Annotated in this window: 10 protein-coding genes and 1 pseudogene; 8 read left to right on the top strand and 3 right to left on the bottom strand. The window is 54.4% G+C overall.

Going from position 1 to position 13,159, the window contains the following annotated elements; translation table 11 throughout:
• Positions 1–80: 80 nt before the first annotated feature.
• The 3 genes from PSSD_RS11210 to PSSD_RS11200 all read left to right on the top strand — a co-directional run bounded on the left by PSSD_RS11210 (position 81) and on the right by PSSD_RS11200 (position 4,170).
• Positions 81–1,562, top strand: coding sequence for a sugar porter family MFS transporter (locus PSSD_RS11210; protein ID WP_058972290.1), 1,482 nt, complete (start codon positions 81–83; stop codon positions 1,560–1,562).
• A gap of 428 nt (positions 1,563–1,990) precedes the next feature.
• A complete protein-coding gene (locus PSSD_RS11205; RefSeq protein WP_034820857.1) occupies positions 1,991–2,392 on the top strand; it encodes an H-NS family histone-like protein in 402 nt (133 codons plus the stop codon).
• A 185-nt stretch (positions 2,393–2,577) separates the two neighbouring features.
• Complete coding sequence (locus PSSD_RS11200; protein WP_058972289.1) at positions 2,578–4,170, top strand: ABC-F family ATPase; 1,593 nt, start codon at positions 2,578–2,580, stop codon at positions 4,168–4,170.
• 89 nt (positions 4,171–4,259) lie between these two features.
• Here the strand turns inward: PSSD_RS11200 and moeB are convergent, their stop codons facing one another.
• Entirely contained in the window at positions 4,260–5,030 is a 771-nt protein-coding gene (gene moeB, locus PSSD_RS11195) for a molybdopterin-synthase adenylyltransferase MoeB (RefSeq protein ID WP_058972288.1), read from the bottom strand.
• Positions 5,030–6,265 carry a molybdopterin molybdotransferase MoeA gene (moeA, locus tag PSSD_RS11190; RefSeq protein ID WP_304949826.1) on the bottom strand — a complete coding sequence of 412 codons (1,236 nt, stop codon included), beginning with the start codon at positions 6,263–6,265 and terminating at the stop codon, positions 5,030–5,032. The genes moeB and moeA overlap by 1 nt, the downstream gene beginning before the upstream one ends.
• 226 nt (positions 6,266–6,491) lie before the next feature.
• Here moeA and PSSD_RS11185 point away from each other — a divergent pair, with 226 nt between their 5' ends.
• From PSSD_RS11185 to gsiD, 5 genes are all read left to right on the top strand, one after another.
• Positions 6,492–7,457, top strand: coding sequence for an isoaspartyl peptidase/L-asparaginase family protein (locus PSSD_RS11185; protein WP_058972286.1), 966 nt, complete (start codon positions 6,492–6,494; stop codon positions 7,455–7,457).
• A gap of 9 nt (positions 7,458–7,466) precedes the next feature.
• The gene (gene gsiA / locus PSSD_RS11180; protein ID WP_058972285.1) at positions 7,467–9,323 is read left to right on the top strand and encodes a glutathione ABC transporter ATP-binding protein GsiA; all 1,857 of its coding nucleotides are present in this window, start codon (positions 7,467–7,469) and stop codon (positions 9,321–9,323) included.
• 64 nt (positions 9,324–9,387) lie between these two features.
• Positions 9,388–10,923, top strand: a complete 1,536-nt coding sequence (gsiB, locus tag PSSD_RS11175; protein WP_058972284.1) for a glutathione ABC transporter substrate-binding protein GsiB — start codon at positions 9,388–9,390, stop codon at positions 10,921–10,923.
• Between the two features lie 49 nt (positions 10,924–10,972).
• Positions 10,973–11,893 carry a glutathione ABC transporter permease GsiC gene (gene gsiC / locus PSSD_RS11170; RefSeq protein ID WP_039336398.1) on the top strand — a complete coding sequence of 307 codons (921 nt, stop codon included), beginning with the start codon at positions 10,973–10,975 and terminating at the stop codon, positions 11,891–11,893.
• A gap of 10 nt (positions 11,894–11,903) precedes the next feature.
• Entirely contained in the window at positions 11,904–12,809 is a 906-nt protein-coding gene (gsiD, locus tag PSSD_RS11165; protein ID WP_039336396.1) for a glutathione ABC transporter permease GsiD, read from the top strand.
• A 115-nt stretch (positions 12,810–12,924) separates the two neighbouring features.
• Here gsiD and PSSD_RS11160 read toward each other — a convergent pair.
• Positions 12,925–13,159 (bottom strand): annotated as a pseudogene (locus tag PSSD_RS11160) (methyl-accepting chemotaxis protein II); the annotation flags it as partial.

The following is a 13,159-nucleotide window of genomic DNA, read 5'->3' as shown; positions in this document are numbered from 1 at the left end:
AAAATTTAAATTTCATAATTATTACTATTGGATGAAATAATCTATTTTTAAACCTTCTCTCACAGGTTAAGGAGTTGGTTATGTCCCGGGAAACCTATCTCACCCCCAATAAGGCATCAGGGCCGAATAGCAGTACGCGCACTGAACCCTTTGTGAAGGTGATAGCAATGATTGCCACCCTCGGTGGCTTGCTGTTCGGCTATGACACGGGCGTGATTTCCGGCGCACTGCTGTTTATGGGTGACGATCTTCATCTGACACCCTTTACCACCGGGCTGGTGACGAGCAGCCTGCTGTTTGGTGCCGCCTTTGGTGCGCTGGCTTCGGGTCACTTTGCTGCCGCTGCCGGGCGGAGAAAAATTATTCTGGTACTGGCGATCATCTTTGCGATGGGCGCAATCGGTACCGCGTTAGCACCTAACGTTGAATGGATGATTTTCTTCCGCCTGGTATTAGGTGTGGCAGTGGGTGGCGCGTCGGCCACGGTGCCGGTATATATCGCAGAGATGGCGCCCGCGAATAAGCGTGGGCAGTTGGTCACCATGCAGGAGCTGATGATTGTTTCTGGTCAGATGTTGGCGTACATCTCCAATGCCGGATTCAATGCGGTCTGGGGCGGAGACACCACCTGGCGCTGGATGCTGGCGGTGGCAACGGTACCGGCGGTGCTGCTGTGGTTTGGTATGCTGTTTATGCCTGACTCACCGCGCTGGTATGCGATGAAGGGGCGCCTGGCCGAGGCGCGACAGGTATTGGAGCGTACCCGTGCTAAACAAGATGTGGAGTGGGAGCTGACAGAAATCGAAGAGACGTTAGCCGAAGAACAGCAGGATGCCCGCCCGCGCTTGCGCGAATTACGTAAACCCTGGTTAATGAAATTGTTTTTGATTGGTGTGGGTATTGCCGTGATTCAACAATTAACCGGTGTGAATACCATCATGTATTATGCGCCCACGATGTTAAAGGCGGTGGGCATGAGCGATAACGCGGCATTAATTGCTACCATTGCCAACGGTGTCATTTCGGTATTAATGACATTCGTTGGCATCTGGTTGCTGGGGCGTATCGGTCGCCGTACCATGACCATGTTGGGTCAGTTTGGTTGCACCGCCTGTCTGGTGTTTATTGGCGCCGTCAGTTATTTGATGCCGGAAACGGTACAGGGTCAACCGGACGTGCTGCGCAGTTATATGGTCTTGCTTGGCATGTTGATGTTTTTAAGTTTTCAACAAGGGGCGTTGTCGCCCGTTACCTGGCTGCTGCTGTCTGAAATTTTTCCGACTCGCTTGCGCGGTATATTTATGGGCGGTGCGGTGTTTGCGATGTGGATAGCGAATTTCGTTATCTCGCTGATGTTCCCCATACTGCTGGCTTCAGTCGGTTTATCAGGGGCATTCTTTATTTTTGCGCTGATAGGGATAGGGGGAGCCATTTTTGTCATTCGCTGTGTACCCGAAACGCGCAATCGTTCGCTGGAACAGATCGAACATTATTTGCACGACTGGCTATCAAAGGAAGAATCTCAACCGCATTTGACGCCTGCCGTGAAGAAAACCTTATAACCTGAGACTGCAGGTTTTATCCCCAGGCCGGTGCATGCACCGGCTTTTTATCGTCATGCGATCGGAAAAACGAGATTCTCCTCTCACTGCCACTAATATAATAATCACCTGTGAAAATAGATTTTCGCTTACACCATTAATCTTTTTTTACCTTTATGCTCACTTTCGCTGCTGCCTGCAATAGTGGCTAAATGCTTGTTTATCAGCCGGGAATAAGGACTGGAATCGGTACCTGTTCCAGTGGGTGGCACAAAATGCACGTTGTTAATTCACCGTTAATTAAAGCCGCATGTTGGGTTTAAGGCTGGGGTGAGTGAATATGTTAATCTGTTCGGAATTATCCGTTCGCATAAATTAATTTATTTTTTATTTGAATTGGGTAATCTTGCCACTACAGTTTATTTACCCCCCTAAGCAAGGACATTGTGATGAGTGACGCATTTAAAGTTCTGAACAACATTCGCACATTACGTGCACAAGCACGTGAACTGCCATTGACCGATCTGGAAGAGATTCTGGAAAAATTAACTGTCGTTGTGACCGAGCGTCGTGACGAAGTGCATGCTGAAGAAGCACAGAATCGCGAAAAAGAAGAGAAGCTGTCTAAATACCGCGAAATGCTGCTGGCTGACGGTATTGATCCAAACGAATTACTGGGCGCTTTGGAAACCGGTAAAAAACGCGCGAAGCGTGCACCACGTCCAGCCAAATATTCTTACACCGACGAAAACGGTGAAGAGAAATCATGGACTGGCCAAGGCCGTACCCCAGCTGCGATTAAAAAAGCACTGGACTCAGGTAAAAGCCTGGACAGCTTCCTGATCAAATAATCTGCACATTCCTTGTCAGTGGGAGCCGGAGACGACATCGTCTTCGGCTTTTTTATTTCTCCATTGGCAACAAGGTGTTCAGTTTCCGGGTGCACTGCCAGCAGGCACAAAGGTGGCGTCCCGGTGTTCGTTTCTGGCATAATGCCCGCTGTTTTTTCCTCCACTGCGTAACAAAGGTCAATGCCGTGTTAGTTTCCAGCAATATCACTATGCAGTTCGGCAGTAAGCCGCTGTTTGAGAATATCTCCGTTAAATTTGGCGGCGGTAATCGTTACGGTTTAATCGGTGCGAACGGCAGCGGTAAATCGACCTTTATGAAAATACTGGGCGGAGACCTGGTTCCAACCAACGGAAATGTTTCTCTTGATCCCAATGAACGCATCGGTAAGTTGCGTCAGGACCAGTTTGCATTTGAGCAATATAGTGTGCTGGATACTGTGATTATGGGGCACACGGAATTATGGGCGGTGAAGCAAGAGCGTGACCGTATATATGCTTTGCCGGAAATGAGTGAAGAGGAAGGCTATAAAGTGGCCGACCTTGAAGTCGAATACGGTGAAATGGACGGTTACAGTGCCGAGTCACGCGCGGGGGAATTATTACTGGGTGTTGGCATTCCAGTGGAACAGCATTACGGCCCGATGAGCGAAATCGCACCAGGCTGGAAATTGCGTGTGCTGTTGGCGCAGGCATTATTCTCTAATCCGGATATTTTGTTGCTCGATGAACCGACGAACAACCTGGATATTGATACTATTCGCTGGCTGGAGCAGGTACTGAACGAACGTAACAGTACCATGATCATCATTTCGCATGACCGTCACTTCCTGAATATGGTGTGTACGCATATGGCGGATCTGGATTACGGCGAACTGCGCGTGTATCCAGGCAATTATGACGAATATATGACTGCCGCCACTCAGGCGCGCGAGCGTTTATTAGCAGACAATGCGAAGAAAAAAGCGCAAATTGCCGATCTGCAATCCTTTGTCAGCCGTTTTAGTGCCAACGCCTCTAAATCACGCCAGGCGACCTCACGCGCCAAGCAGATTGATAAAATCAAGCTGGATGAAGTAAAAGCCTCAAGCCGTCAGAACCCGTATATCCGTTTTGATCAGGATAAGAAGCTGTTCCGAAATGCGCTGGAAGTGGAAGCACTGACTAAAGGTTTTGATAACGGTCCACTGTTTAATAAACTTAACTTGATGATCGAAGTGGGTGAAAAGGTCGCCATTCTCGGTGCTAACGGTATCGGTAAATCCACACTGCTGAAAACGTTAGTCGGTGAATTGACCCCGGAGAATGGTACGGTTAAATGGTCTGAAAATGCGCGTATTGGTTATTATGCACAGGATCATGCCGAAGATTTCGCCGATGACCTGAGCGTATTTGACTGGATGAGTCAGTGGAAACAGGAAGGTGATGACGAACAAGCGGTACGCAGTATTTTAGGGCGTCTGCTGTTTGGTCATGATGAAATCAAGAAGCCCGCCAAGGTACTGTCTGGTGGTGAGAAGGGCCGTATGCTGTTTGGTAAGCTGATGATGCAGAAGCCGAACATCTTGATCATGGATGAACCGACCAACCACCTGGATATGGAATCGATTGAATCCCTGAATATGGCGCTGGAGATGTACGAAGGTACGCTGATTTTCGTTTCGCATGACCGCGAGTTTGTCAGCTCACTGGCCACCCGCGTGATGGAGATGAAAGGCGATCGTGTGGTCGACTTTACCGGCAACTACGAAGATTATCTGCGTAGTCAGGGTATTGTTTAACAGACTTAAAATCTGTTGCGGCGTGATTTATCGCGTGCGTTTAATGCAGCAGGGATGCTGACAACGCGCAATAAATTGCGCCGCTTCAATTAATTTACATCGCTACTCTCTTTACCACATACCTCACAATGCACATCCCGCGCCACCTTCAGGCTGCGAAACTCGGCACTCATCGCATCGTACATCAGCAATCTTGCCTTGGCCGGTTGGCCCCACGCCGTTAACACTTTAATGGCTTCCAGCGCTTGCATTGCGCCCACCACGCCGACCAGCGGTGCCAGCACGCCCGCTTCCACACAGCTTAGTGTCTGATCGCCAAACAAACGGCTGATACAGCGATAGCAGGGTTCATCCGGCTGCCAGGTGAATACGCTGAGCTGTCCTTCCATGCGAATGGCCGCACCGGAGATCAGCGGTACCTTGTGCTGGAAGCACCCGCGGTTGATCTGCTCACGCGTAATGACGTTATCGGTGCAATCCAGCACCGCATCATGGCGGGCTATCAACGCACTAAGCGAGTCATCATCCAGTTGTGCATTGATCGCTTCCAGCTGGCAATGTGGATTAATGGCTGCCAGTTGTTGACGCGCAGATGCCACTTTCGGCTGACCCACGGTGGCATCGCTGTGCAGAATCTGGCGCTGTAGGTTGCTCAGGCTGACGGTATCGAAATCGAGCAAGGTAAGATGCCCAACGCCCGCCGAGGCAAGATAGGGCGCTGCTGCACAGCCCAGTCCGCCTAAACCGACCATCAGCACACGTGAAGCCTTCAGCTTCTCCTGGCCCTCGAAATCAAAGCCGCGCAGTACAATTTGACGGTTGTAGCGCAGCATTTCTTCATCGCTCAGCGCAATGCTCATTAGCCCTCCAGCAGGGAGTTAAAGGCTTCAACCTCCACCCATTCACCGGCCTCAACATCACCACTGTCGCGTTCCAGCACGATGAAACAGTTTGCAAGGGCGAAGGAGCTGAAGACGTGTGACCCCTGCGCACCGGTGCTGCGCACTTCCAGCACGCCATCTTCGCCACGGCTGAGAATACCGCGTTGAAAATCGAGACGGCCTGGCGATTTCTTCAGCCGCTGCGTGGCACGTGCGCGTTGACGCAGTGGCATAATGCGCGTGGTCTGGCCGGTCAGGGTGGCCAACAAAGGTTGCACTAACTGATAGAACGTTACCGCCGCCGAGACCGGATTACCCGGTAAGCCGCAGAACCAGCTATTTGCCAGACGACCAAAGGCAAAAGGTTTGCCCGGCTTAATGGCGAGTTTCCAGAAGGTGATGGCACCCAACTCTTCCAGCATCGCTTTGGTAAAATCGGCTTCGCCAACGGACACGCCACCGGTACTGATCACCACATCGGCCTGGCGATCGGCTTCACTGAACGCGTGACGCAATGCGGCGGGGTCATCGGCAATCACGCCGAGATCGATCACTTCGCAGCCGAGTTTTTTCAGCATCAGTGATACGGTAAAGCGGTTGGTGTCATAGATTTGCCCTTCAGCCAGTGGCTGACCCACGGCCTGAAGTTCATCGCCGGTGGAGAAGATCGCCACGCGCAGCTTGCGCAGCACGCTCACTTCCGCAATGCCCAGCGAAGCCAGCAGTGGCAGTTCGGCGGCACCCAAGCGCACACCCGCATCCAACACCTGCTTGCCCGCCTGGATATCTTCGCCGATACGGCGGATGTTTTGTCCCTGGTTAACGTCTGCAGTGATGACGATGCCGCCATCACGCTGCTCGGTTTGTTCCTGCATCACCACGGCATCGCAGCCTGTAGGCACCGGGGCGCCTGTCATAATGCGAATCACGCTGCCAGCAGGCCACTCGCCATGGAAAGGTGCGCCAGCAAAGGCTTTGCCGGCGACCGGCAACACGACGTTTGGCTGCAAGTCACTCAGGCGCACGGCATAGCCGTCCATTGCTGAGTTATCAAAAGGCGGCACATCCAGCGGCGAACTTACCGGCTTAGCGGTGATGCGTCCCGCGGCTTCAAACAGCGAGACGCTCAGGCAATCACTGATCGGGGTAAGCTGTTGCAGCATCTTTTGCTGCGCGTCTTCGAGGGAGATTAATCCTGCGGTGAAAGGTTCCATATCCATCTCTGCAGTGTCATTTCAGATGCTGCCTATTATGGTGGCATTTGCTCGCAGAGTCACATGCGACAAAAAAGCATAATCCACATTAAAAGGTTATGACCGCTGATACACTTTCTGCTTTACAAGCTGGAAGTGCCTTTCTATAGTCGAAAATTGCCAAAAAAAGATGAAAACCATTCTAAATCAGTATTTTTGCTTCTGATTTCTTGACAGGGTACCGGTTATGGCTAAAGCAGTTATCGCAATTCACGGCGGGGCAGGTGCGATTACACGTGCCGCAATGACCGCCGAAAAAGAGCAGCACTATCGTCAGCAGTTAAACGCAATCGTTACCGCTGGTCAGCATATTCTCGCTACGGGTGGCAGCGCGCTGGATGCTGTCACCGAAGCGGTGCGTTTGCTGGAAGAGTGCCCGCTGTTCAACGCAGGCAAAGGTGCGGTATTTACCCATCAGGGCACGCATGAACTCGATGCCAGCATTATGGATGGCCGTACCCTCGACGTCGGGGCCGTGGCGGGCGTGAACCACATTCGAAACCCGATACTGGCGGCACGTAAGGTGCTGGAAAACAGCCCGCACGTGCTGTTTATTGGCGCGGGTGCAGAAGCCTTCGCCGTTGAACAAGGCCTGGAACAGGTTGAGCCTGATTTCTTCTCTACCCCCGAGCGCTGGGAACAGTTACAGCGTGCGCTGAGCAGCCAGCAGATGGTGCTCGATCACGATGGTGAGGCGCAAAGCCATAGCGATGATCCTCTCGATCCCGATCGCAAATTCGGTACGGTGGGCGCAGTGGCCCTCGATCTTCAGGGTAATCTGGCGGCTGCCACCTCGACTGGGGGCATGACCAATAAGCAGGCGGGGCGCGTGGGTGACTCACCGCTGGTGGGCGCAGGCTGCTACGCTAATAATGAAACCGTTGCGGTATCTTGTACCGGCACGGGCGAAGTGTTTATCCGCACCCTGGCAGCGTATGACGTCTCCGCGCAGATGGAATATGCGGGACGTTCATTGCAGCAAGCCACCGCCAACGTGATTCACGACAAAATTCAGGAACTGGACGGCAGCGGCGGACTGATCGCCGTTGACAGCCACGGCAATGTGGCGCTGCCGTTTAACAGCGAAGGAATGTATCGCGGATTCGCTTATGTCGGCGGCGAAGTTGAGGTAGCGATTTACCGCGACAGCTAAGGAGCAGGCATGACAGAACATCAGCAGCAGATGGCACCTGAGCAAGTTCTGGCGGTGCGTGACCTCAACGTCCGTTTTCAGCATGAAGGCCGCATCACCGAAGCGGTGCGTAATCTGTCGCTTGATCTGCACCGTGGTGAAACCCTGGCGCTGGTTGGTGAATCCGGTTCCGGTAAATCGGTCACCTCGCTGGCACTGATGCGCCTGATTCAGCAGGCGGGCGGCGACGTCAGCGGCGAAATCCACCTGCGGCGTCGCAACGGCGAGGTGCTGGACGTGATGCGCGCTAGCAGCGGCCAAATGCGCAAAGTGCGCGGTGCCGACATGGCGATGATTTTCCAGGAGCCGATGACCTCACTCAACCCGGTTTTCACCGTGGGTGAGCAGATTGCGGAGTCGATTCGTCTGCATCAGGGTAAAAGTCATCAGCAGGCGCAGGCTGAAGCGCACCGCATGCTGGATCTGGTGCGCATTCCCGAAGCCCACAACGTGTTGTCGCGTTATCCGCATCAGCTTTCGGGCGGCATGCGGCAACGCGTGATGATCGCGATGGCGCTGTCGTGCAAACCTGCACTGCTCATCGCCGATGAACCCACCACCGCGCTGGATGTCACCATTCAGGCGCAAATTCTGCAATTGATCCGCGTGCTGCAAAAAGAGATGCAGATGGGGGTGATTTTTATCACTCACGATATGGGCGTGGTGGCAGAAATGGCCGACCGCGTGCAGGTGATGTATCGCGGTGACGTGGTCGAACGTGCGCCAGTACAGCAGTTGTTCGATGCGCCTCAGCAGCCCTACACGCGAGCGCTGTTGGCGGCAGTACCAAAACTCGGCGCCATGAGCGGTCAGCCGCTGCCCGCCAAATTCCCGCTGTTGCACACCAACGGTCGTGAAGAGCCTGCGACACCGCAAGATACGGTGCGCGGCGATGAGCCACCGATTTTGCAGGTGCGCGATTTAGTCACGCGCTTTGATATTCGTAGCGGTTTGTTTAACCGCGTGAAACGCCGCGTGCATGCCGTCGAGAAGGTGAGTTTTGATCTGTATGCCGGAGAGACACTGGCGCTGGTGGGCGAGTCTGGCTGCGGGAAATCCACCACGGGTCGCTCGCTGCTGCGTCTGGTCGCCAGTCAGGGCGGCACGATCACCTTCAACGGTCAGCGTATTGATGCACTTCAGGGCCACGCGCTGGCCTCGCTGCGTCGCGATATTCAATTCATCTTCCAGGACCCTTACGCTTCACTCGATCCGCGTCTTACCGTCGGGTTTTCCATCATGGAACCGCTGCTGGTGCATAACACCATGGATCGACGCCAGGCGGAAAAACGCGTTGCCTGGCTGCTCGAACGTGTCGGCTTGTCGCCTGAACATGCCCAACGTTATCCGCACGAATTTTCCGGTGGCCAGCGTCAGCGTATCTGTATTGCCCGTGCTCTAGCGCTGAATCCGAAAGTGGTGATTGCCGATGAGTCAGTCTCGGCACTGGATGTCTCTATCCAGGCGCAAATTATCAATTTGATGCTCGATTTGCAGCGCGAATTTGGCATTGCCTTCCTGTTTATTTCACACGATATGGCGGTGGTCGAACGCATCAGCCATCGTGTGGCAGTGATGTATCTCGGACAGATTGTGGAGATGGGGCCGCGTCAGGCGGTGTTTGAGCAGCCGCGCCATCCCTATACTAAGAAACTGATGGCTGCGGTGCCGGTCGCCGATCCAGCGCATCGACACCGTGAGCGGGCACTGATGGTGGATGAGATCCCCAGCCCAATTCGCCCATTGGGTGACGAGCCAGAAGTGGCGCCTTTACTGGAAGTGGCACCGGGACACTTTGTGGCCCGACACGCCATTAGCGGCGCCTGAGCAGCAAGCAACCGCGTCATCGGTCGATGTCGCGCAAGACAGGGACTACAGGAGAACGATAACAATGCACCACATTATGCGAAAAGGGGTTATCACCGCCGGTTTGTTGAGTTCAGCGCTGGCGATGCCCGCGTGGGCAGCAAAGGACGCGGTGATTGCTGTGGCGTCGACCTTTACCACGATGGACCCGTACGACGCGAACGACACGCTGTCGCAGTCTGTCGCGAAAGCCTTCTATCAAGGCTTGTTCGGCTTCGATAAAGACATGAAGCTGCAAAACGTCCTGGCGGAGAGCTATCAAGCCAGCAGCGATGGCCTGACCTACACCATCAAACTGCGTTCAGGGGTGAAATTCCAGGACGGTACGGATTTCAATGCGGAAGCGGTTAAAGCCAACATCGACCGCGCCAGCAATCCGGACAATCATCTCAAGCGTTACAACCTGTTTAAGTATGTCGCCAGCACCGAAGCGGTCGATCCGACCACGGTGAAGATCACGCTGAAGCAGCCGTTCTCGGCCTTCATCAACAACCTGGCGCACCCGGCAGCGGTGATGATTTCCCCGACCGCGCTGAAGAAATATGGCAAAGACATCGGCTTCCACCCGGTGGGCACCGGCCCCTATGAGTTTGTGACCTGGAATCAGACCGACTTCGTGAAAGTGAAGAAGTGGGATGGTTACTGGAAGAAGGGCTATCCGAAGCTGGACAGCATCACCTTCCGTCCTGTCGTGGATAACAACACCCGTGCCGCGATGTTGCAAACGGGCGAAGCGACTTTCGCTTTCCCGGTGCCCTTTGAGCAGGCCAAGTTGCTGCAAGGTAACAGCAAACTCGATGTGGTGACCACGCCGTCGATTATGCAGCGCTATATCAGCCTCAACGTGACGCAGAAGCCTTTCGATAACCCGAAAGTGCGTGAAGCGCTGGAGTACGCGATTAATCGTGAAGCGCTGGTGAAAGTGGCGTTTGCGGGCTATGCCACCCCAGCCACCGGCATTGTGCCGCCAGCCATTGATTTTGCGCAGACGTACCCGGCGATCAAATACGATCCGGCAAAAGCGCGCGAGCTGCTGAAGGAAGCGGGCTTCCCGAACGGCTTTGAAACCACGCTCTGGTCTTCACATAACCACAGCACTGCGCAGAAAGTGTTGCAGTTTACGCAGCAGCAACTGGCGCAGGTTGGCGTGAAAGTGAAAGTCACGGCGATGGATGCGGGACAGCGCGCGGCGGAAGTCGAGAGCAAAGGGCAGAAAGAGAGCGGTGTGCGCATGTTCTACACCGGCTGGTCTGCATCAACCGGCGAAGCTGACTGGGCGCTGACCCCACTGTTTGCCACCACGTCATGGCCGCCAGCCATCTTTAACACGGCGTTCTACAGCAATCCGCAGGTGGATAAAGACCTCAGCGATGCACTGAAAACCACTGACCGTGCGCAAAAGGCGAGCCTGTATAAAGATGCACAGGATCGCATCTGGAATGACCATCCGTGGATCCCGCTGGTGGTGGAGCAGCTGCTCTCTGCTAACAATAAAAACCTCACCGGTTTTTACGTTATGCCCGATACCTCATTCAATTTTGATGAGGCGGATCTGAAGTAACAGACGCGGCCAGCCTTGCGGGGCTGGCCGATGCTGCGCAGGACTTCGCATGCTCAACTATTTTCTCAAACGATTACTGGGGCTTATCCCCACGCTGCTGATTGTGGCGGTGCTGGTCTTTCTGTTTGTCCACCTGCTGCCGGGCGATCCGGCGCGCCTGATTGCGGGCCCGGAAGCGGATGCTTCGGTGGTGGCACTGGTGCGTCAGGAACTGGGGCTCGATCAGCCGCTGATCCAGCAGTTCTGGCACTTTATTCTCAATGCGGTGCAGGGGGATTTCGGCCAGTCGATGGTATCGAAACGCCCGGTCTCTTCAGAGATTGCCGCACGCTTTTTCCCTACGCTGTGGCTGACGCTCACCAGTATGGTGTGGGCGGTGATTTTTGGCATGACCATTGGCATTGTCTCGGCGGTGTGGCGCAATCGCTGGCCCGATCGCCTTGGCATGACGCTGGCCGTTTCCGGTATCTCCTTCCCGGCCTTTGCACTTGGCATGCTGCTGATGCAGGTGTTCTCAGTTGAACTCGGCTGGTTGCCGACCGTGGGCGCAGATAGCTGGAAACACTACATTCTGCCCTCTATTACCTTAGGTGCCGCGGTGGCTGCGGTGATGGCACGCTTTACGCGCGCCTCCTTTGTTGAGGTGATGCAGGAAGACTATATGCGCACCGCCCGCGCGAAAGGGGTGCGTGAATCTTTGGTGGTGGTCAAACACGGTCTGCGCAACGCGATGATCCCGGTTGTGACCATGATGGGGTTGCAGTTTGGTTTCCTGCTCGGTGGCTCGATTGTGGTGGAAGTGGTGTTCAACTGGCCTGGTTTGGGCCGGTTGCTGGTCGATTCCGTAGAGATGCGCGATTACCCGGTGATTCAGGCCGAGGTACTGCTGTTCTCACTGGAATTTATTCTGATCAATCTGATTGTCGATATGTTGTACGCGGCAATCAACCCGGCCATTCGTTACAGGTAAGGAGTCGCAATTGAAGAACTGGCGACGCGCAGCGGCATTGAAGACCATGCCGATGATGACGGAAACCCGGGTACGTACGCCGTGGCGCGAATTTTGGCGTCGCTTTCGTCAGCAACATGTGGCGATGATCGCGGGCTTATTTGTGCTGCTGTTAATTGTGGTGGCGTTTATTGCGCCATGGATCGCCCCTTTTGATGCAGAAAACTATTTTGATTACGACCGGCTCAATGAAGGCCCGTCGCTGATGCACTGGTTTGGCGTGGATTCGTTAGGGCGCGACATTTTTAGTCGTGTGCTGGTCGGGACGCGTATTTCATTGATTGCCGGTTTCTTCTCGGTGGCGATTGGGGCATTGATAGGGACGGTGTTGGGCCTGCTGGCGGGCTACTACGAAGGCTGGTGGGACCGCGTAACCATGCGCATCTGTGATGTGCTGTTCGCTTTTCCTGGCATCTTGCTGGCGATTGCGGTGGTAGCCATTATGGGCAGCGGCATGAGTAACGTGATTGTGGCGGTGGCGATATTCAGTATCCCGGCGTTTGCGCGTCTGGTGCGAGGCAATACCTTGGTGCTGAAACATCAAACCTTTATTGAATCAGCTCGCAGCATTGGCGCATCAGACTGGACCATTATTATGCGTCACATCTTGCCCGGTACGGTGTCCTCCATTGTGGTCTATTTCACCATGCGCATTGGCACATCCATTATCACCGCGGCGAGCCTGTCGTTTCTTGGGCTCGGTGCGCAGCCACCGACACCGGAGTGGGGGGCGATGCTCAACGAGGCGCGCGCCGATATGGTGATTGCCCCGCACGTGGCGATATTCCCGAGTCTGGCGATTTTCTTGACCGTACTGGCGTTTAATCTGCTGGGGGATGGATTGCGCGATGCGCTGGACCCGAAGCTGAAGACGTAAATTTTGGGCGGGTGCGGCGTGTTTTGGGAGGCCGGAAGGCCTCCCCGACGATGAAAGCGCACACAGGCTTGCTATAGAACTAATCCGTGGCACGCCACTGCGTTAGATACTGGGCTTAAAACGTTTCCCAATTCTCGTTACTGTTGCCGCTCACGGCGGGCACCGCACGGACTGGCGCGATGGCAGCAGGCTTCACGATTTTTGTCGCTACGGCGAGCGCGGGGCGAGAACCGGTTTTAAAGCGTGCCACGGCGGATGACAGGCTGCTGGCCTGCTGCTCCAGTGATGCGGACGCGTTAGCAGATTCCTGTACCAGCGTGGCGTTTTGCTGCGTAACGCGATCCATCTCA

Source organism: Type-D symbiont of Plautia stali, from assembly GCF_001485335.1.
GTDB lineage: Bacteria > Pseudomonadota > Gammaproteobacteria > Enterobacterales > Enterobacteriaceae > Pantoea > Pantoea vagans_C.
This window is presented reverse-complemented; position numbering and strand designations above follow the sequence as displayed.